Origin of the sequence: Phyllobacterium sp. SL163 (assembly GCF_049896885.1) — a bacterium.
In the GTDB taxonomy this organism is placed as follows: domain Bacteria; phylum Pseudomonadota; class Alphaproteobacteria; order Rhizobiales; family Rhizobiaceae; genus Phyllobacterium; species Phyllobacterium calauticae.
Genome location: NZ_JAFCVE010000002.1, coordinates 199,523 through 223,719 on the forward strand (window position 1 = coordinate 199,523; position 24,197 = coordinate 223,719).

Sequence of the window (24,197 nt, forward strand, 5' to 3'; positions counted from 1 at the left end):
CAACGCCATGAATCGGCTCATTATTCAACTAGGCGTTGATAAGTGGGGTTTATAGCCCGTAAGGGCGATCAGCCGGAATGGCGATAAAGCCGGGACGCACGGGAGCCGGGTCCGGCGCATAGGCCACCGTCTGCACCGTCGCGGCCGGCTGGCTGATTTCGGGCACAGGTGCCATGGGCAGCGAAGCAATCTGCGTGGACTGGACAGGCGTGGTGCCGCCCTTCAGGCCGGTTTCATCCAGCATGCCCTTGCGCTTGGCCTGATAATAGTAGCCGCTGGCATAGAGGCGAACAGCACGGTCAAAATTGCGGTCGGCAACCTTGTAGGCACCGGCCAGGTATTTCACGCCGTATTTGAGGTTGGTTTCCGCATCGAGCAGGTCCTTTGGCGTGCCGCTGTGCCCCATGGCGCGGGCGGTGGACGGCAAAATCTGCATCAAGCCCCAATACTTGCCGTTGCGGGCTTCCGGACGGCCACGGCTTTCGCGGTGGACAACACGGCGCACCAGCGCTTCCGGCACCGCATAGGCGGCAGAATATTGTGAAATCAGATTGTCGACCCGTGGGCCGTAGGTTTCTGTCTTTGCCGGTGCGGCAATTTTAGCTGTCTCGGCCGGGGCAGCGTGCGCCGCGGCATTGGCGGTTGCGAGGGCGGCCGGGTTGGCTGCCGGGCCGGCATAGGCCATCTGCACAGGCGCGCCCGTCACGGTCAGCGCGGTGGTGCGCGGTGCAGTCTCGGGAACAGGAATCGACGCTGTGCTGGTCGGCAATGTCGGGTTGGCCGTGGTGCAGGCTGCCAGGCTCAGTACCAGACCGAGGCAGGCGAGCGGGCGCAGCAATCGAATGTTTGAAACCATTGTCCACCAGTTCTGAGCGACCGTTTACGGCCTGTTAATCTCTTCTCATAGCCTGTTCGGCGGCTTCCCCGGCAATCACTTTCCGCAACACTCTGTAACAAATGCCGTTTCCACAGGTCTGCAGGGCGATTTTTGGACGCTCCACAGCCCCTGGCGACCGCTGCGAATGCTCCCGGGCCCGATCAATCCGCGCGTGTTGTTTGTCCGCCATTTTCTCGATACGATCGCCGTTATAACCATTCCGGGACGGATCACATGAAGACAATCGCTGCCACCCTTTTCGGCCCGGAGGATTTGCGTATGGCGGAACACACGCTCTCCGCGTTGAAGCCCAATATGGTGCGCATCCGCTTCGGCGCAGGCGGCATTTGCGGCTCGGACATGCACTATTTCCGTCATGCGAGGACCGGCGATTTTGTCGTGACATCGCCGCTGATCCTCGGTCACGAAGTGGCGGGAGAAGTGATGCAGCTCGGGTCTGAAGTCACGGGGCTCAGTGTTGGCGACCGTGTCGCGGTCAACCCGTCGCGCTGGTGCGGCACCTGTGCCTACTGCCACGAGGGACGCGCCAACCTGTGCGAGAATATTTATTTCATGGGGTCGGCGTCGAAGACGCCGCACATGCAGGGCGGCTTTGCCCGTTTTTTTGATGCAACGCCGGCGCAATGCGTGAAGGTGCCCAGGGATTTCCCGTTTCAGGCGGCGGCGCTGGCCGAACCGCTTGCGGTGTGCCTGCACGCCGTTCGCCGGGCCGGACACGTCAAAGGGCATTCAGCCATCATATTCGGTGCGGGTCCGATCGGGCTTCTCACCCTTCTGGCGCTGAAACATGCCGGGGCGGAATCCGTTGTGATGGTCGATCTCGCCGCCGCTCCGCTGAAATTCGCGCTTGAACTGGGTGCCGACCGGGTGTTCGACCTGTCGGAAGGCGAGGACAAGCTTGCCAAACTGGCCGTCGCGACGCCGTTCGATGTCGGCTTTGAAATTTCCGGAACGGCCGCTGGCCTTGCCTCGGCCATCCGCACCGTGCGGCGCGGCGGTACGGTTGTGCAGGTCGGCAACCTGCCCGGCGGGTCTATTCCGGTGCCCGCCAATGCGGTGATGGCGCGGGAACTCGACCTGAAAGGCACATTCCGTTTCGGCGAAGAATTCTACGAAGCCGTTGAACTGATCGTCTCCGGAGAAATCGGCGTGTTGCGGCTTGTCACGGGTGAATTCCCGCTTGAAGAGGCCCCCGAAGCCTTCGCCGTGGCGCTGGACAGATCCCGCAGTGTCAAGGTCGTTCTGACTGCCTGAGGGCCCGGCGACCATTTGCCGTCACGCCGCAGCTTGGTCTGGCGACGGAAATCCGCTAACAGGGTGGCAGAGCAGCGGATTATTAACAATGATGCGCTAAAAACCATTCATCTCCACCTTTGGAAATCAGACCGCTCAAAATGAACGTGCCGCGTGTTTTTTACCCTCTGTCGTTGATGTCAAAATGTGTGGCATTGTTTGTTCTGGTTGTTGGCGTGGCGAGCGGTTGCACGACCACATCGGCGCTGCAGCCGGTCGCAACGACCGTGCCCGCTTCCATCACGGAAAAGTCGGCGTCGATTGTCGTCGATGGCAGTACCGGTGCGGTGCTTTACCAGGCCAGTGCCGACCTTCCGCGCATCCCGGCCTCGCTGACCAAGATGATGACGTTGTATCTGACGTTCGAAGCGCTGGAATCCGGCCGTCTTACCAAGAACACGGTCATTCCCGTTTCCGCCCACGCTGCTTCCCAGGCGCCGAGCAAGCTCGGCTTCCGGCCCGGTCAGTCGATTGATGTGGATACGGCGATCAAGGCGATCGTAGTCAAGTCGGCCAATGACGTTGCCGTTGCGCTTGCCGAAGCCATTGGCGGCTCTGAACCGCAGTTCGCCGCATTGATGACGGCCAAGGCCCGCCAGCTCGGCATGAAGGGCACGACGTTCAACAATGCCTCGGGTCTCCCCGATCCCATGCAGGTCACCACCGCCCGCGACATGGCGCTGCTCGGCATGGCGCTGCGCCGGCATTTCCCGCAGCAATATTACTATTTCTCGCTGCATGACTTCATGTTCAACGGCAGGCTGGTGGAAGGCCACAACCGCGTCCTGGCGAAGCTCAACGGTGCCGATGGCATCAAGACAGGCTATGTCCGGGCCTCTGGCTTCAACATCGTCACATCGGTGAATGACAATGGCCGCAAGCTCGTTGCGGTGGTGATGGGCGGCGACACGGCAAGAGCGCGCGACCAGCAGGTCGTCGATCTGGTTCATAGCTATCTGCCCATGGCTGCCTCACGCTAAACCGCCTCACGCGGTCAGGACTTGCCATGCAGCGCGCAACCGTTGCATGGTTCCTCGGAATGCGACTCAGAATTCAGCGCGTGCTATGGCGCTGATCGGAGGAAGATCGCCCGATGTGGTCCTATGTGCGCAATCTCCCCAGCAAGGCACGCGCCTGGATAACCGCCGGCCTCGGCACCTTTGCCGCGCTCGTCGTGGCCGTGGCCCTCGGCGTATTCGAAGCGCAGCCGCAGGCCGCCATCAGCCAAATTCTTCCCGGACAGTCGCTTGATGCCGGCAAGTGGCGCATCAAGCCTTTGAAAGCCTGGGTTACGGATCAGAAAATCCATGGTCTGACGCCGAAGGCGGATCAGAAGGCGCTGGTGCTTGAGGTCGAGCTGATGAACCGGACAACGCGGTCGGACAAAAGCTACTACAGCGCAGTCCATCTGCCTCCCGGGATAGGAGCAAAGGCGGAAAAACCGATGATCTATCTTGTGCGGGATGACGCGCTGATGCCGTCGCTCCAGCCGGGACTGCCGGAAAAAATGGCCTATGTCTGGCTGATGCCGGCAACGGCGATACCCAAGGATACGGTTGAGCTGAGCTTTGACGCCGATATATTCAAGCGGAGCGATAATCTCTATGGCGCGCCCGGCTGGTGGGGCAAGCGCACGGCGGCCAAGGCCAGTCTGGCCCTTGCCGGAGGACAGGGCTGATGCGCCCGCTCGGCAATATTCTGGTGGTCTGTCTTGCCGTCGTTGTGCTGTATGCCATGCAGCAGACAAAGCCGCATTACGAGGATTTGACCGGTCCCATCCCCGCCTATGGCAAGATGCATGAAACGGTTCATACCCGGCTGGTCGACCTCCGGTTGGAGCAGGTGGATTTCGCCCGCGAACTGACATTCACGCAGTACGGGCAACGCAAGACACTGACGACGTCGGGCCTTTGGGCTGTGGCGACGGCGGAATTGGCGGCAACGACTGCATCGACAACGGTTGCTGCAGCGACATGGGTGGGCCCCACGGGCCTGCATTACGAAAAAACCGATCGTGTCGGCACCCTGAGCAGCCAGATGCCGCCGATGCTTGATCCGGGCATGCCGAGGAAAGTTCGTTTTGTCTTTGAGATCCTGCCGGATCAAGTGAATGGGGCAACGTTCACGCTTTCCGGCCGGATGGCGCCACGGCTCGATTCCGAGGCGCGCATCGCCATCGATGATTTCAGAAAGTTCAACGACGGCCAGCCGCTGATAGCGGACAGCTATGATCTTGCAAAACCCGTGCCCGTTTCAGGGAACTGATCGCATGACCCTCGCGCTTGAAGAGACACCGGATCTTTCGGAACGCCGCTGGCGCCGGCGCAGTCTGTGGGCGCTGGTGCTGCTCGTTCCTCTTGCGCTGTTCGTCATGTCGTACGGCGATGTCAAGGAAATGGGAGAAAGCAACAATGTCGTGCCGATTGACGTCGCGGCTGGCCAGATCGCCCGCTACGGCGGCAGCGACTGGCAGTTTATCGAGCTGCGCACGGTCACCGAGGGCATGAAACCGGGGGCATTGCCGAAAAATGCCGTTCCGGTCATTGCGCGTTTCATTGTCGAAATCGGCGATCCTGACCTGAAAAACCTCTGGCTGATGTGTTCGATCAGGCTTGCGGACGCAACCGGGCGATCCTGGTCACCGGCATCGGTACCCGGCCTGCCGCGTCCTGCCGAGGGGATAGAAACCTGTACCTCCACCATCTTTGCCGGGGTCAGCCAGGGCATGCGGCGGGTGGTCGAGGAGACCTATCTTGTCCCCGCTGATGTCGTTGGGGAGCTGAGGCCGACCATCGGCATGCGCAGCGAGCGGCCCTATTATCTGCGCTTTGCCCGTCCGCAATAGCTGGGCTAGCTGCCGGCAGCAACCGGTTCCGCCTCTGCCGGCTGCGGATTGCGCCGCATCGAGAATGCCGTTTCCATAATTGCGGCAAGAAAGCAGATGCGCAGCGGCTCGATCAGTATCCCGGCCGAGGAGTCCTGCAGGGGGCTGCCGAACAGGAAGGTGACGCCATTGGAAAGGGCCTGCCAGACGTCCAGCGCATGCGGGCCGATCAGCCGCGCGGTGCCCAGCCACATCCAGGCGGCGGCCCATTCGATGAAACGATATCCGAGGATCAGCGTGAGGATGAGGAGCAGTCCGGCGTTGAGGGTCAGCTTGACGCCGTTGGCGATGGGCAGGTAGCGCGAGCGGTAGCCGCCAATGAAATGTTCCACGAAGTCGCGCAGGAATTTCGGGATCGATGCATAGCGCGTGCCGAACTGTTCGACGCGGCGGTGCAGATGCAGAATTTCCTTTTCGTCGCGCACATCGTAGCCATAGACCAGGGCCACCATCACAAGCCAGATCACCGGTAACAGCGCATGAAAGAACAGGCCGATCGCGGCGGTGCCGAACGCTTCGGGAACCTGCTCGACGGGTATGAGTGCTGCGGCATGGGCCGATGCAACCGGCTCCGGCAGACCGGCAAGCAGGGATTTGATATAGGTCCAGAGATTGCCCTCGCTCAGGGCCTTCATCCAGCTATCCTTCCAGCGGCTGATGATGAAGAGGCCGATGAAAACCCAGTTGGTCTCGCACACCACCATGATGATCTGCCAGATGGAACGGCCAGTCTTTTCCTTCATGGTTTTTGCCAGCTTGCGGATGACCCAGGAGATGGCAACGGACAGAAGCAGCCATTTCGAATCCAGCACATCAAGCACATTGCTGCCGCGCTCACCAAAGGGCATCTGGTCGAGCGCGGCGCGTGAATACTGCCGCACCGTATTGCCCAGAAAGCCCCAGGCGGCGTAGTAGGCAAAGAACGGGATGAGCGCGACAGAGACCATGGCGGCCAGTCTCGAAAATCCGTGGCGCGTGTCGCCGCTATCGCTTCCTGTCTGGATTTTCTCCTGCGCCGCGTTCAGTGCCGGTAGGCCGGGCCGGACGATCTGGATCATGGAAACGGTTGTCACAAGCTGCGCAAGGGCCACCAGCGTCAGCACGGCCAGTCCCATATAGTGGTTGATATAGGCCGCATCGACGGCCAGTTGCATCAGCACATGCGATGCGATGACCCCAAGCAGCAGAACGGCAAAAAGCTGTGGCCAGAACCTCAGCCACAGCCGGAATGTCAGCTTCAGGGGCAACATAACGTCGGCCAGCATGATCAATTCCCTGCGAATCTCATGCGGACTGTATCAAAATCGCGGGGCGTGTCACCCCGCGGGGAAAGGCTCTAGCAAGTCGCCAGAACCTGCGTTGCCGCGCGCCTGTCGAGCGCCTGGCTCCAGAGTGTCAGGCCAAGGGCGCCGACCACGAGAATGGCACCGACCCATGGTGTCGCGCCAAGACCGAGGGGTGACGCCACGATGATGCCGCCGAGGAAGGCACCCCCGGCAATGCCGAGGTTGAACGCGGCGATGTTCAGCGCTGAGGCAACGTCGACCGTTTCCGGCGTGTGGATCTTCGCCAGCTGCACCACATAAAGCTGCAGGCCGGGGACATTGGAGAAGGACAGCGCACCGAGCGCGGCCAGCGTGACCAACGACCAGACCGGCGAGACGGCGGTGAAGGTGAAGATGGCCAGCACAAGTGCCTGCAAGGCAAACATCACGACCAGCGCGCCAACCGGGTTGCCGTCGGCCACACGTCCGCCAACCATGTTGCCCACGGCAATCGACAGGCCGTACAGCACGAGGATGAGACTGACCGTCGAGCCTGCATAGCCGGTGATCTCCTGCAGCACGGGAGCAAGGAATGTGAACATCACGAAGGTCCCGCCATAGCCGAGCGCGGTCATGGCGAAGGCCAGCAGCAGGCGTCCGCTGCCCAGCACGCGAACCTGGTCGATCAGGCGTGCAGGAGCGGCCTTGGCGATGGTTGCCGGTAGAAGAACGGCAATGGCGACGAAGGCGATGACACCAAGGCCGGCAACCGCCCAGAATGTTGCACGCCAGCCCAGCTGCTGGCCGATGAAGGTACCAAGCGGAACACCGGTGACGATGGCGACGGTCAAGCCGAGGAACATCATGGCGATGGCCGATGCGCGCTTGTTGGGTGCAACCAGATCGGCGGCGATGGTGGCACCAACCGAGAAGAACACGCCATGCGCAAAGGCGCTCAGCACGCGGGCGACGAGCAGCAGTTCATAGGTTGGCGAAAGCGCCGCAGCAGTATTGCCGACGATGAAAAGCGCCATGAGCCCGAGCAGGAGCGGCTTGCGCTCGATCTTGCCGGTGAGGGCGGTCAGAACCGGTGCGCCGAAGGTGACACCCAGCGCATAGACGCTGACGATGAGACCGGCGAGCGGCAGGGTGATGCCGAGATCGCCGGCAACGGTGGGCAGGAGGCCAACGATCACGAATTCTGTCGTGCCGATGGCATAGGCGCTGATTGTCAACGCCAGAAGTGCGAGAGGCATTGTCTTGTCCTTTGAATGGCAGGCGGGAATTCGATCCGGCCCGCGAATGGAATGATGACGGATGGCAATCCGGTTGCGCTGAATATGGTCGACGCGCATTCCATTGATAATCGTGTGATATCGCGGGATAATCGTGAATTGAATTCATGGATCAGGGCAATGCACGCACGAGGCTTGTCATCGGCACCGGTTTCATGAAAACGTGTGTCAACCGAGGCCCCCATGACTCTTGCTCTGCCAATTCTGTATTCTTTTCGCCGCTGTCCCTATGCCATGCGGGCCCGGCTCGCCATTCAGGCTGCGCACCAGGCCTGTGAGCTCCGGGAAATCGTATTGAGAGACAAAGCGCCGGAGTTTCTCGGCGTTTCGCCATCGGGAACGGTGCCGATGCTGCTGCTGCCCGACGGGACAGTGGTTGATGAAAGCCTCGACATCATGCGCTGGGCCTTGAGCCAGCACGACCCGGAACATTGGCTTGAGGTGGATGATGGCGGCTGGATTGCCCGCAATGACGGCCCGTTCAAGCGCAGCCTTGACCGCTACAAATACCCCACCCGCTTTGATAAAACCGATCCGCTGGCAGAACGCGAAAAAGCCGTGGCAATTCTCGATGAATACGAGGAACGGCTGGCCTGGTCGCGCTGTCTCTTCCGGGCGACGCCGTCGCTTGCCGACATGGCGATCCTGCCGTTCGTCCGGCAGTTTGCCAGCGTGGATGCGGGCTGGTGGAGCGGGCTTGCCCGGCCGCACGTGAAGCGGTGGCTGGATGAGTTCGTGTCATCCGGCCGGTTCGACGCGGTGATGCTGAAATATCCGAAATGGCAGGCAGGTGATGCCCCGACCCTTTTCGGCAACGCCTGAGCATCGATTGCAACGGCTTCGAGCGGATGAAACGTTTCAATCCGCTTGAATGGCCTTTGCCGGCACGCTCTTGTTTTTCAGGTTCAGAAGGTTGCCCGAAAGGATGAGGGCCGCGCCGAGCGCCGTGTAGATATCGATCCGTTCCGCATAGATGAGCCAGCCCAGCACGGCCATGAGCGGCACACGCAGAAAGTCCATCGGAATGACCACGGTGGCATCCGCATAGAGCAGGGCCTTCGCCATGCAGAAATGCGAGAATGTGCCGGTGAAGGCAATGATCACCACCCAGGGCCAGGCATGCAGGGTCGGCCACTGCCAGACATGCAGCGCCGGCAGCAATCCGATGGCTGACTGGATCACCAGCATCCAGAAGATGATTTTCACCACGCTTTCCGTGCGGGTCAGGGATTTGACCATGGTGAAGGAAATGCCGAACGTGAACGCCGCGCCGAGGACAATCAACTGCCCCATTTCGATCGTTCCGATGCCGGGGCGCACAATGATGACGACGCCGATGATGCCGAGAAGGATCGTCAGCGTGCGCCAGAGATTGAACCGCTCGCCGAGAAAGGCGACGGCCATGACGGCCGTCCAGGCCGGTGTGGTGAATTCAATGGCGATCACCTGCGCCAGCGGGATCATGGACAGCGCCTGCAGCCAGGCGAACTGGCCGGCATAATGGGCGGTATTGCGTCCGATGTGCTGCCAGATGCGGCCGGTCCGCATGGCGCGCACGCCGCCGGAAGACCGGATCAGCGGATAGAGCATGGCCAGCCCGATCAGCGACCGCATTTCCATGATCTGGAAGACGTTGAGTTCCTTTGAGGCTTCCCGGCCGGAGATCGCCATCATGAGAATGGCGGCCAGCGACCCGGACATCCAGAACGCCGCCTTCAGGTTTGATGGCTTGAATTCCATGGCGGCCGTTATTTCGCGTAGACGCTGGCGAAATCCGCAAAGCCCTTCACTTCGATCGGGTTGCCCGAGGGATCACGGAAAAACATGGTCCATTGCTCGCCCGGTTCGCCCTTGAATCGCACCACGGGAGGCATGACGAAGTCGACCTTTGTGTGCTCGAGCCGGTCGGCAAGGGCATTCCAGTCTTCCAGCGGAAGAATGACGCCAAGATGCGGCATGGGCACCATGTGATCGCCCACCTTGCCGGTGTTGGTCGTTTCGAACGGCTTGCCGAGATGCAGCGAGATCTGATGACCGAAGAAATCGAAATCCACCCAGCTGTCGGTGCTTCGCCCCTCAGCACAGCCAAGGATATCGCCGTAGAAGCCGCGCGCCTTGTCGAGATCATGGACGTGGTAGGCAAGATGAAACAGCGAGCGCATGGGAAGAATCCTGATAAACGGGGATGATGGCGAAGCTATCAGCAACTGAACCGGCAATGCAATGCACGGTGGTTCGAAATTGCGCGAAGCATCCGGTGCCAGCAGCACGTCCCGATATTGCAGCGTTGGACTGCTGTTTGCATGGAACAAAAATAGCCAGCAAAGAGTTTTGCCACGCTACAATCGTTCTGATCCCGAAAACAGGAAATTTGCAATGTCCATTCTTATCAGCCTTTTGATCACCGTTCTGGTGATCTTTCTTGTGCTCTATCTCGTCCAGATGCTGCCGCTCGATGGCCGCGCCAAGCAGATCGTCCAGGTGATCGTTGTGGTGATCGGGATTATCTCGCTGCTGCGCTATCTCGCAGTTTTCTAGGGATCGCTGCGGCGGGGCTCAAGGCTCTGCCGCATCCTCGCTATTTCTTTACGTCACCGAGCTGCCCCAGCATCCAGTCGCGGAACGCGCGGATTTTCGGGACATTCCGCCGGGCTTCGGGATAAACCAGCCAGTAGGCGTGCTCTGACGATCCCACAATATCGAAGGGTTGGATAAGCTGTCCTTGTTGCAGCTCGGGCTGGAAGAAGAACGGTGTCAGTATTCCCACGCCCTGTCCGGCCAGCACCGCGCGCCCTTCCAGATGCTGATCGCCCAGCCGATTGCGCAGGTCGCCGCGCAGGGCCGGCTTTTCGATACCCACCAGGCTGAACCAGATGTTCCACCAGGGGTCGCCGGGGTCGAGAATGGGCAGTTTGAGCAGGTCGGTTGGTGTCTTGACACTGCCGACAGAGGCAGCGAGTGCCGGTGACAGCATGGGCGTGAAATAGGCCTGGAAAAGCTTGTGACAGACAAGGCCGGGCCACTCCTTTGTGCCGCTGCGAATGCCGACATCCGCCTCCTGACGCACGAAATCCGTCATTTCGCGGCCGGATTTCAGCCGGACTGCCAGTGCCGGGTTCTCCATTTGAAACGAACCCAGCCGTGGAACCAGCCATGTGGCGGCAAAGGTCGGAATCGTCGCAATGGTCAGGATGCCGTCGGCGCTTTCGCGTGTCGTTGCAAAGGCGGCACGCAGGATTTCGAATGCCTCGGTCGTTGCCGGGGCCAGCCGCGCCCCGATTTCCGTCAGGACAACCTGACGCGGCAGCCGCAGAAACAGCGGCGATCCCACCCGCTCTTCCAGCAGTTTGATCTGGTAGCTGACGGCGGCTTGCGTCATGCCGAGCTCCTCCGCCGCCTTGGTGAAATTGCCATGGCGGGCAGCGGCCTCGAAAACACGGATAGCGGCAAGGGGCGGAAGATTCATCGGCATGTTCCATAAGCTGTCCTTATGGAAGATACTCGTCGTTTTGTTGGAAAACAAGCGCGAACAGGCGCATTGAATACACACCCAAGACATGAACGTCGCATACAAACCGGAGTGGAGGTCATGAACCCCTCACCATCGCACTGCACATCCATAGACAACCCCGGATCCCGCTGGGGTTGGTTCGCGACCCTCAGGCGGGCGCTGGTGAGACCCACTGTGGCGATCACCGTCAATGCCGGGGATTTTTCCGATCACATGCTGCGTGACATCGGCATGAGGGACGGCCGTCCCGGGCGGGGCGACCTTTTCACATCGCACCCCGATCTGAGGAAGGATATTTTCAAAGGGTCCGTCTAAGCGTGCCGTTCAGGAATCAAAGTCGACTTCCAGCTGCTTCTCGAGGGCGACAAGGTCCGCGGGAAGCGGCATGCCCATGGCTTTCAGTTCGTTGAGATGCTCACGCAGAGTCTCGTGAATTTCATGGGCGTCAGCCGGCCGTTGCACCATCTCTTCAAGCAGGAGTGCGATCTGTGCCTTGATGTCTTCGAACGCCATGATTTTTCCTTTCAACGCAACCGCAAAGCCGGGTTTTTACACCTGCGCACATGCTAGCAGATTATTGTGCGCCGGAATATTGCGTATCAGAAACCTTTTCCATCCACTCGACGGCATTTCCGTCCAACGCCTCCTGCATGGCGATGTGCGACATGGAATTTGCCGGACCCGCACCATGCCAGTGTTTTTCGCCGGGCGGAATCCAGACGACATCACCAGTCCTGATCTCGCGAATTTGTTCGCCCCAGACCTGCGCGAGGCCCGCACCGGAAACCACATAAAGGGTCTGTCCAAGCGGATGGGTGTGCCATGCGGTACGGGCGCCCGGCTCGAAATGCACGACGACGGCGAGCAGCCGCGCCGGGGAAGGGGTCTGGATGATCGGGTCCTGCCAGACCGTGCCGGTGAACCATTCTTCCGGCGCACGGCGCGTCGGTATGGAGCCGCTCGATTTTATGTCCATTCGGTTTCTCCCGGGGTTTCGGCCGGATCGGCCGGAGGCTGGCTTTCAGGCAACGGCATCGTGCTTGCCGAGGCGATGACGGAGTCGAGAAAGCCGGGGAAGCGATTGTCGAGATCGGCACGGCGCAAGGTCAGAAACCGTTTCGTTCCATCGGGCCGCACATTGATCACGCCTGCCTCCCGCAGCTTGGCGACATGATAGCTCAGGGCTGTTTTGGAACCAAGCTGGGTAAATTGCCCGCATGTCATGGCGCGTTCGCCATTGCGCGCCAGAATGGCAATGATGTTCAAACGCGTCTCGTCGCCAAGCGCTGTGAAGATGGCGGGAAGTGAAATCTCTTCAGCATCCGGATGAAACAGGGGATGGGTCATGCCCTCCTACGTAGCAAGTACGCGGGGAAAGTTCAATGTTCAATAATCGTTGAACTTTGTTCTTGACTTCACATGCCAGTGAGCTCAATAGTTCAAGGATCATTGAACAAAGGATATCTCCCATGGACATTTGCCTTGTCGGTCTGGCGTTGGGTACATTCGCCATTGGCATTGAGGGTTTTGTCGTCGCCAGCCTTCTGCCGCAGATTGCCGGGGATACCGGCGTGACGCTGGTTCAGGCCGGTTATCTCGTGGTCATGTTCGCGCTTGCCTATGCGCTGGGCGCGCCGGTTCTTGCGGCGCTTACCGGGTCTGCAGACCGCCGTCTCATCCTGGCAGGCAGTGCCACCACCTTCGTCATCGGGGCAATTCTGGCGGCATTTGCTCCGTCCTATGCGTTTCTCACGGCCGCCCGGCTGCTGATCGGCATGTCGGCGGGCCTATACGCGGCCACGGCGCAGGCAACGGCCGTCGCCATCTCTGAAGCGCATCACCGGGCGCGGGCGATTTCCGTCATCGTCGGCGGGACCACGCTGGCGGTGGCCTTCGGTGCGCCGCTTGGCGCGCTGATCGCATCGTTTGCCGGCTGGCGCGGCACCTACATCTTCATTGCCCTGATCGGGGCGGCCGCGACAACCTTCGTCTGGTTTCTCCTGCCGCGCGGATTGCGCGCCGACCGCTTGACCCTGCGCCAGCGGCTCGGCGTGATCCGCCACCCCGGGCTCTTGCCCGCGCTTGTCACCATGCTGCTCTACATGGCCGGCGGCTTCATCGTTTTCACCTATATCGCCGCCATCGCGGTGCAGGGCACCGGCCTTTCCCGCACGATGGTGCCGCTGGTGCTGCTGGCCTTTGGTCTTGGTGCTGCCCTTGGCAATGTTGTCGGCGGACAATTATCGGATCGCTTCGGCCCGACGCGCACGGTGATCGCCGCCTCCTTCCTCAATGCCGCATCGCTGATGGCGATCAGCTGGATCATGCAATGGCCGCATGAAATCGCCGGTCCAGCGCTGATGACGATCATGGTTCTCTGGGGAATTGCCGCCTGGATGTTCCCGCCCGCGCAGGCCAGCCGGGTTCTGACGATCGCACCGGAAAGTGCGCCGCTCGCGCTGTCGCTCAATGGCTCGGCGCTCTATCTCGGCATTGCTTCGGGGTCGTTCATCGGCGGGCTGATCATCGCCAATCTGGGCCTTGAATATCTGGGCTGGATCGGCGGCGCCTTCCCGCTGCTCGGACTCGTCGTGATGCGGCTCGCCAGCATCAACGCGCGCAAGACCGAACTTTCCGTCGCCTGATCCCCGGCGACCGAACAAAGGCTGGCCGAAACGAAACCCGTTCCGGCCAGTCTGGTGTTTATGAAGATGATTTCAGGAGCGAAGCAATCTGCTGCGTGCTGGGCACCTGGCCGTTCGGCGTGAGCTGGTCGACCACGCCCGGCAAGATCTTCGACAGCTGCGCGAGAAGGTCTTGTTCACTCATCCCGGTTTGCTGGGCAATCTCGCTGATGGTTTTCTGGCCGAGCGCGCTGCCCAGATCGCCGGGTGCGATGGGCTTGTTTTCACCCGGCTGAAGCCAGGAATTTGCCGTCTCGCCGTGGCCCGCATTGGTCAGGCTGTTCAGGAGACCGCCGAGTCCGCCGAGCAGCCCGCCGCTGGCTGCTGTATTGCCGTTGTCGGCCGTCTGCGGATTGTCGGGAGCCTGCGCGGGCTGGCTCGAGCCGCCGCTCAGCATTTTACCGACCAGAAGTGCTCCAAGCGCAATGATCAGCGGCTTCGATATATTTCCGCCTGGTACCGCATTATCGAAAATTCCCATCTCGATCTCCCTTCTATATTGCTCGGTTTCAGCTCAAATCCGTCGTTCTCCCCCGCAAAGATATTTGTTCATTCCGGGAGAAAGCACAACCATCTTGCTTTTATTCAATCTATGCGAAAACATGACGACATTAAGCCAATGGATAGGAAGGAATGTTCGCATGTCTGTTATCGGTTGGATTGTACTTGGGCTTGTTGCTGGATTTATTGGCAGCAAGATCGTCAACAAGAGCGGTCAGGGCTTAATCCTTGACATCGTTCTGGGCATTGTCGGCGCTGTTGCCGGCGGCTTCATTTTCAGCTTGCTCGGTGCCACCGGCGTCACCGGCTTCAACATCTACAGTCTGATCGTCGCTGTTATCGGTTCCGTCGTCGTGCTCTGGCTCTATCACGCGATCACCGGCAACAGATCTGCATGACCTGAAACCGCTTGCTTTTTGGAATGAACAGCGTGGCATCCGTGCCGCGCTGTGACTGTTATTGTAGGGCAAGGAAAACAAAACACCCACATGGTGCGGCGTCCATTCCGGCCTTAGTAGGACGCGATGATCAAGGCCGGGTCTGGCGCCCGGCTATCAGCGCCTGTCATCCAACTTGCGTGCTTGCCACTCATTTCTTGGAACGATCCCGCCAATCCTGAAGGTGAATGAGACCACCCGCGTTGCGCCGGCATCGACCGAACATTTGAAATCCAGATTGTACCAGTTTGATCCGAGGCGGAACGCGGCGCCAGCACCGTTGAATGACGTCTTGGACATGATCCCTCCCGCGGGGCCATTGGGAAGGATCGCATCCCGCGATGCAGTGCTGGGTTTTGAACTCAGCATCGCCAATGCCTCCGACGTACAGAGGCTTGCAAGGCGCTCTTCTGGCGAAAGCCGTGCGACGATCTGCGCTGTCCGTGGGTCAAGCCCCGAGTTCGGCAGGAATTTCTGGCTCATATTTGAGAATGGATTGGAGCTGGGTGCGGTTTTGGAGCCGTTCGGTTTGGATGCCTGATCTGACTTCTTTGGCGCAGGCTCTGATTTTTGTTGCGGAGTGGGCATATTGTTGACCGCGTTGGTCGGAGCCGGCGACTGTTGCGTTGCCTGCCCCGCCGTTTCGCTGGGCATGGGCGCCGACTGCATATCAGGTCTCGGGGTTTCTGGCGCAGCCGGTTTGCTCTCCAGCGGCAGCGCGGCTGGAGCAGCGTCCATTTTCGCTTGTGCTGCGGGTGACTCCTGCGGGGTTGATGCTGCGTCTTGCGTTGTACCGTTGGCGGGTGGCGCTGCTTCGGAATCGGCAGCATCTCTTTCTGATCTCGGGAGAAGCTTGAGAAGACGTTGCGAAGAGGCGGCCGCTGCGGCGGGGGCCGGGGCGGGCTGCGGTTTTGGCGCCTCTGCCTTCTCTTCCTTCTTTTCCGGTTCCGGCTTTGGCTGCGGTTCGGGTTCTGGCGGCGGAACGACCTTCACCTCCACGCTTTCCGGCTCCGGCGGTGTCGTTTGCCATTGCGGAAGCTGGAGAAACAGCAATGCCGCCACCAAAAGATGCAGGGCGAGGGACGTCAGGACGCCCCCTCCAACTTCGTCCCGCAGTTTTTTGGCGAACACTAGCATTGCTTAAACGATTATCGACCGCATGCCTGAAACCTAGGCGCTTGACCGGCCCGCAACAAGGGGGCAGGACGCAGGCCGGTTCCCTCTACTTCAACAGTGCGGCAATGGCCGGCTTGTCGGCCGCCAGTTCCAGCGCTGTCTTGCCGCCCGCAGTCCTGGCTGATTTATCCGCTCCGTGTTTGAGCAGAGCCTGAACCACGGCGGGATCATCGCTGTAACTTGCCGCCATGTGCAGCGGCGTCATCTTGTCGTAGTCGCCGACGAAGTTGACCTTCGCGCCCTTGGAAATCAGCAGGTCAATGACGCTTGCCGGGCCGTAATAGGCTGCAGTGTGCAGGGGTGCCCAGCCCTCCTGGGTCTTCAGGTTCACATCGGCACCGCAGGCCAGCATCTTGGCAACAAGATCGGCTTTCTTGTCGCGGATCGCGATGCTGAAATGTGTATCGCCGCCCATATCCCGCCCGTTCGGATCGAGTTTTTTGCACTGCGCGGCCGTGGGCGCCGCGCTGGCGCCGGAAACCGGAACAACCGCACTGACCGCCGTCAGAGCCAACCCGAACAGGGCCACATTTGAAAACAATCTCCGCACGCTGTCGTCCTCACCAATTTTGGATTGCATCCGTCATCCGCGACGGATCGATCCCTGCTTTCTACAGGGCTTCTCGTCTGCGGGGCAAGGGAGGAGCAGCGCATTCGGCAAAAGGCCCAAGCACGTCCCGCGGCACATGTCGCGGGACGTGCTGGCGTTCAAGTGGGTCTACCGATTGCGCCGGATTCCGGCCGCACCGCCGACCGCTGCGGCCAGGGCGCCGATCAGCATGGCGACGAAGGCTGCAAAACTGCCGCTTGCGGCAATCTTTGCCGACTTGTCGGCGGCCTGCTTGGCCTGAGCCTTCAGTTCTTCAACCTTGGCCGTGGCTTTGGCCTTGACATCGTCGATCTTGGCAACAGCCGCATCGTATCGCTTGTTGGCTTCATCGGGCGAAATGCCCAGCTGCGCTGCAATGATGGCCGTCACGCGCTGTTTGGTTTCCTGCGATGTCTCTTCACCCAGGGCATGACTGGTCAACGCCGATACGACTTCCTTGCGGGCCTGTTCCGGCGTCAGGGATGTGGTCCCCGAGGGATCGCGGTTGAGCACGCCGTCAACCAGACGGTCGACTTCCGCGCCGGCCTGTTCCTTGGTGATGCCGCTGGCTTGAACAGCCTGCGGGATCATGTCCTTGGCGGTCGAGGCCGCACCGGACACGGCCTGACCTGCTGTCGATCCGACCGAGGACGCGACGCTGCCGAGGACGCCGAAAGCCCCGCCAACGGCGGTGCCAAGCAGATAGAGTCCGATAGCCAGTCCCGCAGCCCAGACAACCAGACCGTGCAGCACGCCGCTCCAGCGCGCATACTGGCCGGAAAAATAGGCAGCGACGTAACCGCCGATAGCCAGGGCAATAATCATCGCAACGGCGCTCCAGATACCGCCACCGATACCCAGGCCCTGCGCGGAAGCGCCGTCGCCGGTGGTGCTGACCGTGCTGAGGCCAATGCCCAGACCAAGGGCTGCGAACATCACCTGGACGGCGATGGTGAGAAGCGTGCCGCCAAAAATACCGCCCCATGCGAGGCGCTGTCGGTCAACCGCGATTGTATCCACTGTGTCCCGATCATACGAAACCATGGTGTGTCTCCATTCATCCTGTTCTTCAGATAAAATCCCTGCGGGGTGCAAGCTCCCGGCGAGGTCAGGATGGAAACACACCCGGATACCGTTGGTTCCAGATCGGTAGCCGGATATATTTTGCACGGGCGCGGGAACAAAAGCCGCGTTCGTGTATGCCTGCGCGGTATGCGCAGGCTGCAAGGCAGGTGTACAGATGGTCTGGAAAGCGGCTGGCGTCAGGCCAGGCTGCGCGCCTCGCGAAACGTGATGAGCCTCTTGCGGCCTTCATCCCACAGGACCAGTTTTACGCAGCGCAGGCTCTGCAGAATGGTGATGCGCCCGACATTGCTCAGCTCCGGATAGTCCCGCAGAACTTCCGGCAGCCGGTAATAGGGCACGCGGCTGGAAAGATGGTGGACATGGTGGATACCGATATTGCCGGTCAGCCAGCGCAGGGGAAGCGGCAGGACGTAATGCGAGGAACCGTGCAGGGCGGCTTCCTGGAACTGCCAGTCAGCGCCTTGCGACCAATGGGTTTCCTCGAACTGGTGCTGGACGTAGAACAGCCAGATGCCTGCAGCCCCGGCAAGAACGACGATGGGCAGATGCACCATCAGGAAGGGAATAACACCCACCAGCCAGATCAGAACGGCTGCCAGCAGCGCGATGGCAAAATTCGTCGCCATGGTGGAGATCCAGGGCTGGGCGCCGGAGCGCATCATGCCGAACGGCAATCTCTGTTTGAAAATGAAAAGCCAGGCCGGTCCGATGCCGAACATGATCACAGGATGGCGGTACAGGCGGTAGCCCAGGCGGCCCCAGCGGGACAAGGCCCGGTATTCGGCAACGGTCAGGGTCGTGATATCGCCGACACCGCGCTCATCCAGATTGCCGGCGGAAGCATGGTGCAGCGCATGGGCACGGCGCCAGTAATCATAGGGGGTCAGAGTGAGAACGCCGATCGCCCGGCCGGTCCAGTCGTCGGAATGCCGGTGGGCAAAGAACGAACCATGGCCGCAATCATGCTGGATCATGAACAGGCGAAGCAGGAAGCCGGCTGCCGGAATGATAAACAGCAACCCCCACCAGAAACCGTAGTGGACGGCAGCCCAGCAGACGGCCCACAGGATTGCAAAGGGAATGACCGTCACCGCGAGCTCGAAAATGCTGCGGCCGCGGTGCGGTTTGCGATAATTCAAAAGGATTTTCGGCCAGGCTCGGCCGCCTAATCCAGCTTCGGAAATGGGAGAGGTGTTTTTCATCGTCTATCATAGGCTTGCGACATGGGGCGACACAAGAGAGCTTCCCGTTCTTTTGTCGTAATAGGCAGATTTATGTGCAAATCCGCCGCGCCATCACGGAAATCGAGGCAGAGCCGATTGGGTGCGACGTGACAGTTCCCACTGGCTTCATGGTGGCCCTCCGTCCTGTATCGACAGACGACGTTTCAGGCTCAGGAGGCTGAAATATTTTGGGCGAATTGCGCCGGATTTGCACGGGCCTCAAGATATCGGGTGATTTCATTCAGGGGCATCGGCCGCCCAAACAGATATCCCTGCTGTACGAAACAGCCGCAACTGGTCAGCCTGAGCGCCTGACTTTCCGTCTCGACGCCTTCGGCGATGACGCGGAGTTCCAGCGCCTGTGCGAGCTGAACAATTGCCTTGACCACGGCTTCGGCCTGCTGGTCAGCGCTGATGTCTCTGGCAAAGGAGCGATCGATCTTGATGACGTCCAATGGCAAGCGCCTGATGTATGAAAGGCTCGAATAGCCCGTTCCAAAATCGTCAAGGGCAATTCGGATGCCGAGCGCGCGAAAGCGGGAAAGGCATTCCTGGGCCTGCTCGAAATCGATCAGCAGCAGGCTTTCCGTGATTTCCAGTTGAAGGGCGGAGGGAGGGAAATGATGATGGGCCAACGTCGCGGCGATATGTTCGACAACCGAGGAGGAACGCAGGTGACGCGGCGACAGATTGATCGACACGTAATCGAGATGACCGTCGCGGATGAACGGGTGCATCTCCCGGCAGCAGCGGTCGATCATTGCCCGGCCAAGCTCGACGATCAACGAACTTTCCTCGGCCAGCGGAATAAACAGGCCGGGAAGAATGAGCCCCCGCTCGGCATGCTGCCACCGCGCGAGCGCCTCCACTCCAACGATTTCATTGCTCTTGGTGGAGATGATTGGCTGGTACCAGGGCTCGATCTCTCCCGCCGCCACCGCGGTGCGCAGTTCTGCTTCCAGGCCCTGGCGGCTCTGAAGCTCGCCCGCCATGGTGTCGTCGAACTCCGTCCATGTCGAGCGTCCAGCCGACTTCGAATGGTAGAGGGCGAAATCGGCAAAGCGCTGCAGAGTTGGTGAATCCACGGCATTGCGGGGGAAGCTTGCAAAGCCGACCGAGCAGCTGACGATCAACTGCAGGCGGCCGCAATCGATCGGCCTGCTCATGACCTCCATGACGTCTGCCGCGATCTGGCGGGCGCGTTCGCTGTGAGCCGGTGTCACGCAGATGACGCCAAACTCGTCGCCGCCCAGCCGTCCGGGCACCTCTCGCTCCCGACAGATTGCGCGCAACCGAGAAGCAACCTCCAGTAGCACCGCATCGCCGACGGCATGGCCGTAATTGTCATTGATCTCCTTGAACCGATCGAGATCGACAAACAGAAGCTGTACCATCCCGCTTTGAACACGAGCCTCCCGGATAGCCGCTTCCAGATCGCGCGTGAAACTGACCCGGTTTGCGAGCGTGGTCAGAGGGTCGCGCTCGGCAAGGAACAGGGCCTGCTGGCGGGAGACCTCCAATTCGTGCGTGCGATCGAGAACGCGCATTTCAAGGTCGTTCGCCAGCACCGTCAGGTGGTTGTTGGCGTTATACAATTCCAGCGACTTCGCCTCGAGCAACCATTCCGCCTCTTCGCGGGCTCGGCGTTCCCGTATGAGGCGCCGTTCGAGACGTGCAACGCGATCACCGGGCGTGTCGGTTTCCAGCATTTAGGCTATCGCATCCGTCTTCTGGATTGAGAACCGGACGAATTTCTCGCCATCGTGTTCGTGCGCGCTTCGCTCTATAAGCACGGTCTCGCCATAGAGCTGAGCCGCGCCAAGAATGAGGCCCGAGGCAAGCGCCGCAAAGGGACGATTGCTGCGATAATCGAGGTGCATTGCCCCGGTCCCAAGGCGTTCGGCCCGAAATTCCGGCAGCTCGGCATCGGGGTAGAGTTTTCGTACCTCCACATGGATATGGCTGTCGATGCTTTCGAGGAAATCAAACAGGGTGGCTGCGGTCTTGAAGAAGTCAGGGAATGAAGCCTTGAAACGCCCGATCAAATGTTGACCAAACAAACCCAACAATTCGTTTGGCGGCGTGTTGCTTTGCAAAGACAAGTTGGTGACAAGCGATTGCATTTCCTTATGGTCGTAAGTACCAACCGCAGTATAGGCACCACCACTCGGCAGGTCGGAAGCTTCGATGAGATCATCCACGGCATCCGCCCCGTAGATATGCTCTACGAAACCCAGTAATTCGGTGAATACCATGCCCTTCATTTTGCCCCCCCTACCTGAACATCGAACCATGTCGATTTCCAACGATAGACTGCAGGAGAAAATGCATAATTAATAATCTAATTAAGAATGAAAGAAAGTTTTCCACACAGTACTTTAGGTGGGAACGCGTGGGATAAATATAGATCCTTTACTTAATTGGTTCTGCTTCATCGTGATGTGATCATGCGGCGACATCCGCGTGCGGGGAATTCTCATCCGCCATTGCGAAAACGGGACGAGAATGCTCCGCACGGTTGTTCAATCCGTTGCGGTCTTAATTGGAAGCCGATTGTTCTGATAAGTCAGGGCTGCTGCTCCTCGCCAGATATGGCGCACCCGACAGGATTCGAACCTGTGACCTCTGCCTTCGGAGGGCAGCGCTCTATCCAGCTGAGCTACGGGTGCATGAGGCTGCGATAGCTCGCATGCGCGAAGCGGTTCTAACCGATGCGGCCTTTGGCTTCAATGGCGAATTTCGCACCTTCCCGAAAGAAATGATTGTACCGGCCGCACGCCGCCCATCGGACAGGTCACCATTCCCCAGACAAGCCGGCGCATGGGTCGGTCAGCGCGGGTACAGCCGCGTTCATTTATTCCCGGCTGAATGCGTCGATGAGGAAATCGACAAAGGCGCGGATTTTCGGCGCGACGTGCTGCCGGGACGGGTAGATGGCATAGAGCGTGGTTTCCACCGTGCTCCAGTCATCCAGCGCCGATTGAAGCCGGCCCTCCTTCAGGTCGTCTGCGACATAGGGATAGGGCATCAAACTCACGCCGAAGCCCGCCCGCAGCGCGTCACGCACAGCAAGGCTTGAGGTGACCGAATATCGGCTGTTGACGGTGATACTCTCTACGCGGCCGAACTTGCGGAACTCCCAAAGGTCGGCATGGCCGGAAAGGCTGAACCGGACACAGGTGTGCGCCTTCAGATCCGACGGTTCTTCAGGTTTGCCGTGCGCCTCGAAATAGGAGGGCGCCGCACAAAGGACATGGGGCATGACGGCGAGTTTTCGCGCGATCAGGCTGGAATCCTCCAGATTGTCGCTGCCGCGAATGGCAAGGTCAAAGCCTTCCCGGACGATGTCGACCCGCCTGTCGTCGAGATGCAGATCGAGGTGCAGGCCGGGATAGCGCGACAGGAAACCGGGAATTGCGGCCGAAAGCCGTGTCAACGTCACCGTCATCGGCGCGCTGACCCGCAATGTGCCGCTCGCTTGCGCCTTAATCGGACACAGGGCTTCGTCCGCCTCGGCCAGTGCATTGAGCCCGCGCACCACATGCTCCAGATAAATCCGGCCTTCCTCAGTCAGCGCCATGCGCCGCGTCGTCCGGTTGATGAGCCGAACGCCCAGATGCGCCTCCAGCTCGGCAATGTTCTTGCTGACCGCAGGCGGCGACAGGCCGAGACGGCGCCCGGCTTCGGCAAAGCTGTTGAGTTCCGCTACCTGGCGAAAGACCCGCAGGGCAGTGAGATGATCCATGTCATAGTTTTCCAATAGTGAATTATCACTTTCGTATATCGCATATTATCATCATCAGGTGAATTATCTATGTGGTGTCAAAGCCACATACCAAGTTTGGAATGACGTGATGACCAACCCTACAATCGCTCTGATCGAACAGCGTGTTTCAGCCAATCGTTTCGATGCCTCGCACACGCTGTCGGATGCGGAAATCAGGGAGCTGACGCGTCTGGCAACGCGTGCCCCGACCGCTTACAACCTGCAGAACTGGCGCTTCATTGCAGTGCGCGCACCCGAGTCCAAGGTCCGATTGCAGCATCTGGCCCACGGTCAAACCAAGGTGCGCGATGCCGCCGTTACCTTCATTGTCTGCGGGCAACTTCCCGACCACGCTGTCCTTGCCGAACGGTTGCGCCCCTTCGTCGAGGCTGGTTTCATGCCGGGCGACATGGCCGCCATATGGCAGAAAGGAGCCCGCACACAATATGCCGATCCTCAGACAGCGCGCGATGAAGCTGTGCGCTCGGCGAGCCTTGGTGCCGCAACTCTGATTTTTGCCGCCGAAGCGCTGGGCCTCGTCTCCGGCCCGATGGTCGGTTTCAATGCCGAAGGCGTTGCGCGCGCGTTCAGCCTTGGGCCGAATGAAGTGCCGGTGATGCTCGTCACCGTTGGCCGCGCCGCGCCCGGAAACTGGCCGCAGAAGCCCCGCCGTCCCTTGGCCGAAGTGCTGGAACTATCATGAGCGCGCGCGGTTCCGACCTGCTGCTGACGGCAATTGCCCCTGTCATCTGGGGCAGTACCTATATCGTCACCACCGCTTTCCTGCCGGGCTTTTCCCCAATGACGGTCGCCATGCTGCGCGCCTTGCCGGCGGGACTGCTGCTGCTCCTGATCGTTCGGCAGCTTCCGGCCGGCATCTGGTGGCTGCGCAGTTTTGTTCTCGGCGCCCTCAATATCGCGATCTTTCTGAGCATGCTGTTCATCGCGGCCTACCGGCTTCCGGGCGGCGTTGCTGCAACGGTGCTGGCGGTCCAGCCGTTGATCGTGATTTTCCTCGCCTCGTTCGTTCTGGCCAGTCCGGCCCGCCCGGTATCGATCTATGCCGCCCTTGTCGGGATCGCCGGTGTCGCGCTGCTGGTGCTGGCCCCCAATGCGGCGCTCGACGGGGTTGGTGTTGCAGCCGGCCTTGCCGGAGCGGTCTCCATGGCCCTCGGAAATGTATTGACCCGCAAGTGGCAACCGCCGGTATCGCTGCTCACCTTCACGGCCTGGCAATTGACGGCCGGAGGGCTGCTTCTCGTTCCGATGGCGCTGCTTTTCGAGCCGCCCATGCCGTTCCCGAGTGCAGCCAATCTGCTTGGCTTGGGGTGGCTTGGGCTGATCGGCGCTGCCCTGACCTATGTCCTGTGGTTCCGGGGCATTGCACGAATGCAATCTGCGGTGGTGTCCTTGCTCCTGTTCCTCAGCCCGTTGACCGCCGTGCTGCTCGGATGGATATTCCTCAATCAGACATTGACCTCACCGCAGATCGGGGGGCTCGTTCTCGTCATTGGCAGCATCTGGCTCGGACAACGGGCCAGCGCGCCTCCGGTCTCCGCCCCCGGAGCCGTTGAAACCCGCTAGGAAAG

General features: G+C 60.2%; 29 protein-coding genes and 1 tRNA gene. 12 read left to right on the forward strand and 18 right to left on the reverse strand.

The annotated features are described in order from the left end of the window. Nucleotides 1–49: 49 nt before the first annotated feature. Nucleotides 50–856, reverse strand: coding sequence for a lytic transglycosylase domain-containing protein (locus tag ACP7B1_RS04500; protein ID WP_346306495.1), 807 nt, complete (start codon nt 854–856; stop codon nt 50–52). A gap of 255 nt (nt 857–1,111) precedes the next feature. Between ACP7B1_RS04500 and ACP7B1_RS04505 the strand changes: the two genes are divergently transcribed. The 5 genes from ACP7B1_RS04505 (at nt 1,112) to ACP7B1_RS04525 (ending at nt 5,036) form a co-directional block, all read left to right on the forward strand. Further along, nucleotides 1,112–2,152, forward strand: a complete 1,041-nt coding sequence (locus ACP7B1_RS04505) for an L-idonate 5-dehydrogenase (protein ID WP_346306496.1) — start codon at nt 1,112–1,114, stop codon at nt 2,150–2,152. Nucleotides 2,153–2,292: 140 nt separating this feature from the next. Beyond that, nucleotides 2,293–3,171, forward strand: coding sequence for a D-alanyl-D-alanine carboxypeptidase family protein (locus ACP7B1_RS04510; protein ID WP_223612191.1), 879 nt, complete (start codon nt 2,293–2,295; stop codon nt 3,169–3,171). 113 nt (nt 3,172–3,284) lie between these two features. Next, nucleotides 3,285–3,869 (forward strand): hypothetical protein, encoded by a 585-nt coding sequence (locus tag ACP7B1_RS04515; RefSeq protein WP_346306497.1) that lies wholly within the window; start codon nt 3,285–3,287, stop codon nt 3,867–3,869. Next, a complete protein-coding gene (locus ACP7B1_RS04520; protein ID WP_346306498.1) occupies nt 3,869–4,456 on the forward strand; it encodes a hypothetical protein in 588 nt (195 codons plus the stop codon). The genes ACP7B1_RS04515 and ACP7B1_RS04520 overlap by 1 nt, the downstream gene beginning before the upstream one ends. A 4-nt stretch (nt 4,457–4,460) precedes the next feature. Further along, the gene (locus tag ACP7B1_RS04525) at nt 4,461–5,036 is read left to right on the forward strand and encodes a hypothetical protein (RefSeq protein ID WP_403169373.1); all 576 of its coding nucleotides are present in this window, start codon (nt 4,461–4,463) and stop codon (nt 5,034–5,036) included. 5 nt (nt 5,037–5,041) lie between these two features. Here the strand turns inward: ACP7B1_RS04525 and ACP7B1_RS04530 are convergent, their stop codons facing one another. Together ACP7B1_RS04530 and ACP7B1_RS04535 are read right to left on the reverse strand one after the other, a co-directional pair. Next, nucleotides 5,042–6,340 (reverse strand): hypothetical protein, encoded by a 1,299-nt coding sequence (locus ACP7B1_RS04530; protein ID WP_346308073.1) that lies wholly within the window; start codon nt 6,338–6,340, stop codon nt 5,042–5,044. Between the two features lie 71 nt (nt 6,341–6,411). Further along, complete coding sequence (locus ACP7B1_RS04535) at nt 6,412–7,596, reverse strand: MFS transporter (RefSeq protein WP_346308072.1); 1,185 nt, start codon at nt 7,594–7,596, stop codon at nt 6,412–6,414. Nucleotides 7,597–7,818: 222 nt separating this feature from the next. Here ACP7B1_RS04535 and ACP7B1_RS04540 point away from each other — a divergent pair, with 222 nt between their 5' ends. Then, the gene (locus ACP7B1_RS04540; protein ID WP_346308071.1) at nt 7,819–8,457 is read left to right on the forward strand and encodes a glutathione S-transferase; all 639 of its coding nucleotides are present in this window, start codon (nt 7,819–7,821) and stop codon (nt 8,455–8,457) included. Nucleotides 8,458–8,493: 36 nt separating this feature from the next. On the opposite strand, the gene ACP7B1_RS04545 is transcribed toward ACP7B1_RS04540, so the two are convergent. After that, nucleotides 8,494–9,375, reverse strand: coding sequence for a DMT family transporter (locus ACP7B1_RS04545; RefSeq protein WP_346308070.1), 882 nt, complete (start codon nt 9,373–9,375; stop codon nt 8,494–8,496). Nucleotides 9,376–9,383: 8 nt separating this feature from the next. Continuing rightward, nucleotides 9,384–9,797 carry a VOC family protein gene (locus ACP7B1_RS04550; RefSeq protein ID WP_346308069.1) on the reverse strand — a complete coding sequence of 138 codons (414 nt, stop codon included), beginning with the start codon at nt 9,795–9,797 and terminating at the stop codon, nt 9,384–9,386. A 214-nt stretch (nt 9,798–10,011) separates the two neighbouring features. Here ACP7B1_RS04550 and ACP7B1_RS04555 point away from each other — a divergent pair, with 214 nt between their 5' ends. Further along, nucleotides 10,012–10,173, forward strand: coding sequence for a Thivi_2564 family membrane protein (locus tag ACP7B1_RS04555; RefSeq protein ID WP_182548090.1), 162 nt, complete (start codon nt 10,012–10,014; stop codon nt 10,171–10,173). Nucleotides 10,174–10,213: 40 nt separating this feature from the next. Here the strand turns inward: ACP7B1_RS04555 and ACP7B1_RS04560 are convergent, their stop codons facing one another. Next, a complete protein-coding gene (locus tag ACP7B1_RS04560) occupies nt 10,214–11,107 on the reverse strand; it encodes a LysR substrate-binding domain-containing protein (protein WP_346308068.1) in 894 nt (297 codons plus the stop codon). A gap of 201 nt (nt 11,108–11,308) precedes the next feature. Between ACP7B1_RS04560 and ACP7B1_RS04565 the strand changes: the two genes are divergently transcribed. Then, nucleotides 11,309–11,461, forward strand: coding sequence for a hypothetical protein (locus ACP7B1_RS04565; RefSeq protein WP_346308067.1), 153 nt, complete (start codon nt 11,309–11,311; stop codon nt 11,459–11,461). A gap of 9 nt (nt 11,462–11,470) precedes the next feature. Here the strand turns inward: ACP7B1_RS04565 and ACP7B1_RS04570 are convergent, their stop codons facing one another. From ACP7B1_RS04570 to ACP7B1_RS04580, 3 genes are all read right to left on the reverse strand, one after another. Further along, nucleotides 11,471–11,659, reverse strand: a complete 189-nt coding sequence (locus ACP7B1_RS04570; protein ID WP_223612181.1) for a hypothetical protein — start codon at nt 11,657–11,659, stop codon at nt 11,471–11,473. Between the two features lie 61 nt (nt 11,660–11,720). After that, on the reverse strand, nt 11,721–12,122 hold the full coding sequence (locus tag ACP7B1_RS04575; RefSeq protein ID WP_346308066.1) for a (R)-mandelonitrile lyase: 402 nt from the start codon (nt 12,120–12,122) through the stop codon (nt 11,721–11,723). Continuing rightward, entirely contained in the window at nt 12,113–12,493 is a 381-nt protein-coding gene (locus ACP7B1_RS04580; protein ID WP_346308065.1) for an ArsR/SmtB family transcription factor, read from the reverse strand. The genes ACP7B1_RS04575 and ACP7B1_RS04580 overlap by 10 nt, the downstream gene beginning before the upstream one ends. Before the next feature lie 122 nt (nt 12,494–12,615). Between ACP7B1_RS04580 and ACP7B1_RS04585 the strand changes: the two genes are divergently transcribed. Then, complete coding sequence (locus tag ACP7B1_RS04585) at nt 12,616–13,791, forward strand: MFS transporter (protein ID WP_346308064.1); 1,176 nt, start codon at nt 12,616–12,618, stop codon at nt 13,789–13,791. Between the two features lie 58 nt (nt 13,792–13,849). Here ACP7B1_RS04585 and ACP7B1_RS04590 read toward each other — a convergent pair whose 3' ends face one another. Further along, nucleotides 13,850–14,311, reverse strand: coding sequence for a YidB family protein (locus ACP7B1_RS04590; protein WP_346308063.1), 462 nt, complete (start codon nt 14,309–14,311; stop codon nt 13,850–13,852). Between the two features lie 160 nt (nt 14,312–14,471). On the opposite strand from ACP7B1_RS04590, the gene ACP7B1_RS04595 reads away from it, so the two are divergent. Next, nucleotides 14,472–14,729: a GlsB/YeaQ/YmgE family stress response membrane protein gene (locus ACP7B1_RS04595; RefSeq protein ID WP_223612177.1), complete on the forward strand. Its 258-nt coding sequence runs from the start codon at nt 14,472–14,474 to the stop codon at nt 14,727–14,729. A gap of 156 nt (nt 14,730–14,885) precedes the next feature. On the opposite strand, the gene ACP7B1_RS04600 is transcribed toward ACP7B1_RS04595, so the two are convergent. The 8 genes from ACP7B1_RS04600 to ACP7B1_RS04635 form a co-directional block, all read right to left on the reverse strand. Further along, on the reverse strand, nt 14,886–15,899 hold the full coding sequence (locus ACP7B1_RS04600) for a DUF930 domain-containing protein (RefSeq protein ID WP_426136604.1): 1,014 nt from the start codon (nt 15,897–15,899) through the stop codon (nt 14,886–14,888). Between the two features lie 91 nt (nt 15,900–15,990). Continuing rightward, on the reverse strand, nt 15,991–16,524 hold the full coding sequence (locus tag ACP7B1_RS04605) for an ankyrin repeat domain-containing protein (RefSeq protein WP_346305850.1): 534 nt from the start codon (nt 16,522–16,524) through the stop codon (nt 15,991–15,993). Between the two features lie 138 nt (nt 16,525–16,662). Continuing rightward, a complete protein-coding gene (locus tag ACP7B1_RS04610; protein WP_346305849.1) occupies nt 16,663–17,577 on the reverse strand; it encodes a hypothetical protein in 915 nt (304 codons plus the stop codon). Between the two features lie 218 nt (nt 17,578–17,795). Then, nucleotides 17,796–18,821 (reverse strand): fatty acid desaturase, encoded by a 1,026-nt coding sequence (locus ACP7B1_RS04615; RefSeq protein ID WP_223612173.1) that lies wholly within the window; start codon nt 18,819–18,821, stop codon nt 17,796–17,798. Nucleotides 18,822–19,012: 191 nt separating this feature from the next. After that, on the reverse strand, nt 19,013–20,551 hold the full coding sequence (locus ACP7B1_RS04620; RefSeq protein WP_346308375.1) for a putative bifunctional diguanylate cyclase/phosphodiesterase: 1,539 nt from the start codon (nt 20,549–20,551) through the stop codon (nt 19,013–19,015). Then, complete coding sequence (locus tag ACP7B1_RS04625) at nt 20,552–21,106, reverse strand: heme NO-binding domain-containing protein (protein WP_346308376.1); 555 nt, start codon at nt 21,104–21,106, stop codon at nt 20,552–20,554. 328 nt (nt 21,107–21,434) lie between these two features. Then, nucleotides 21,435–21,511 (reverse strand) — tRNA-Arg (locus ACP7B1_RS04630). Between the two features lie 185 nt (nt 21,512–21,696). Next, entirely contained in the window at nt 21,697–22,587 is an 891-nt protein-coding gene (locus tag ACP7B1_RS04635) for a LysR family transcriptional regulator (RefSeq protein ID WP_346308377.1), read from the reverse strand. Between the two features lie 109 nt (nt 22,588–22,696). Between ACP7B1_RS04635 and ACP7B1_RS04640 the strand changes: the two genes are divergently transcribed. Together ACP7B1_RS04640 and ACP7B1_RS04645 are read left to right on the forward strand one after the other, a co-directional pair. Continuing rightward, a complete protein-coding gene (locus ACP7B1_RS04640) occupies nt 22,697–23,311 on the forward strand; it encodes a nitroreductase family protein (RefSeq protein ID WP_426136608.1) in 615 nt (204 codons plus the stop codon). Continuing rightward, complete coding sequence (locus ACP7B1_RS04645) at nt 23,308–24,192, forward strand: EamA family transporter (protein WP_346308404.1); 885 nt, start codon at nt 23,308–23,310, stop codon at nt 24,190–24,192. Before ACP7B1_RS04640 ends, ACP7B1_RS04645 begins: the two co-directional genes overlap by 4 nt. Nucleotides 24,193–24,197: the final 5 nt, after the last annotated feature.

Coding starts and splice junctions, on each gene's coding strand:
- ACP7B1_RS04515 (WP_346306497.1), top strand. CDS start 3,285: ATGTGGTCCTATGTGCGCAATCTCCCCAGCAAGGCACGCGCCTGGATA.
- ACP7B1_RS04640 (WP_426136608.1), top strand. CDS start 22,697: ATGACCAACCCTACAATCGCTCTGATCGAACAGCGTGTTTCAGCCAAT.
- ACP7B1_RS04620 (WP_346308375.1), bottom strand. CDS start 20,551: ATGCTGGAAACCGACACGCCCGGTGATCGCGTTGCACGTCTCGAACGG.
- ACP7B1_RS04615 (WP_223612173.1), bottom strand. CDS start 18,821: ATGAAAAACACCTCTCCCATTTCCGAAGCTGGATTAGGCGGCCGAGCC.
- ACP7B1_RS04625 (WP_346308376.1), bottom strand. CDS start 21,106: ATGAAGGGCATGGTATTCACCGAATTACTGGGTTTCGTAGAGCATATC.
- ACP7B1_RS04610 (WP_346305849.1), bottom strand. CDS start 17,577: ATGGTTTCGTATGATCGGGACACAGTGGATACAATCGCGGTTGACCGA.
- ACP7B1_RS04500 (WP_346306495.1), bottom strand. CDS start 856: ATGGTTTCAAACATTCGATTGCTGCGCCCGCTCGCCTGCCTCGGTCTG.
- ACP7B1_RS04540 (WP_346308071.1), top strand. CDS start 7,819: ATGACTCTTGCTCTGCCAATTCTGTATTCTTTTCGCCGCTGTCCCTAT.
- ACP7B1_RS04585 (WP_346308064.1), top strand. CDS start 12,616: ATGGACATTTGCCTTGTCGGTCTGGCGTTGGGTACATTCGCCATTGGC.
- ACP7B1_RS04570 (WP_223612181.1), bottom strand. CDS start 11,659: ATGGCGTTCGAAGACATCAAGGCACAGATCGCACTCCTGCTTGAAGAG.
- ACP7B1_RS04595 (WP_223612177.1), top strand. CDS start 14,472: ATGTCTGTTATCGGTTGGATTGTACTTGGGCTTGTTGCTGGATTTATT.
- ACP7B1_RS04545 (WP_346308070.1), bottom strand. CDS start 9,375: ATGGAATTCAAGCCATCAAACCTGAAGGCGGCGTTCTGGATGTCCGGG.
- ACP7B1_RS04560 (WP_346308068.1), bottom strand. CDS start 11,107: ATGCCGATGAATCTTCCGCCCCTTGCCGCTATCCGTGTTTTCGAGGCC.
- ACP7B1_RS04605 (WP_346305850.1), bottom strand. CDS start 16,524: ATGCAATCCAAAATTGGTGAGGACGACAGCGTGCGGAGATTGTTTTCA.
- ACP7B1_RS04555 (WP_182548090.1), top strand. CDS start 10,012: ATGTCCATTCTTATCAGCCTTTTGATCACCGTTCTGGTGATCTTTCTT.
- ACP7B1_RS04575 (WP_346308066.1), bottom strand. CDS start 12,122: ATGGACATAAAATCGAGCGGCTCCATACCGACGCGCCGTGCGCCGGAA.
- ACP7B1_RS04520 (WP_346306498.1), top strand. CDS start 3,869: ATGCGCCCGCTCGGCAATATTCTGGTGGTCTGTCTTGCCGTCGTTGTG.
- ACP7B1_RS04505 (WP_346306496.1), top strand. CDS start 1,112: ATGAAGACAATCGCTGCCACCCTTTTCGGCCCGGAGGATTTGCGTATG.
- ACP7B1_RS04510 (WP_223612191.1), top strand. CDS start 2,293: ATGAACGTGCCGCGTGTTTTTTACCCTCTGTCGTTGATGTCAAAATGT.
- ACP7B1_RS04535 (WP_346308072.1), bottom strand. CDS start 7,596: ATGCCTCTCGCACTTCTGGCGTTGACAATCAGCGCCTATGCCATCGGC.
- ACP7B1_RS04530 (WP_346308073.1), bottom strand. CDS start 6,340: ATGCTGGCCGACGTTATGTTGCCCCTGAAGCTGACATTCCGGCTGTGG.
- ACP7B1_RS04580 (WP_346308065.1), bottom strand. CDS start 12,493: ATGACCCATCCCCTGTTTCATCCGGATGCTGAAGAGATTTCACTTCCC.
- ACP7B1_RS04645 (WP_346308404.1), top strand. CDS start 23,308: ATGAGCGCGCGCGGTTCCGACCTGCTGCTGACGGCAATTGCCCCTGTC.
- ACP7B1_RS04550 (WP_346308069.1), bottom strand. CDS start 9,797: ATGCGCTCGCTGTTTCATCTTGCCTACCACGTCCATGATCTCGACAAG.
- ACP7B1_RS04635 (WP_346308377.1), bottom strand. CDS start 22,587: ATGGATCATCTCACTGCCCTGCGGGTCTTTCGCCAGGTAGCGGAACTC.
- ACP7B1_RS04525 (WP_403169373.1), top strand. CDS start 4,461: ATGACCCTCGCGCTTGAAGAGACACCGGATCTTTCGGAACGCCGCTGG.
- ACP7B1_RS04590 (WP_346308063.1), bottom strand. CDS start 14,311: ATGGGAATTTTCGATAATGCGGTACCAGGCGGAAATATATCGAAGCCG.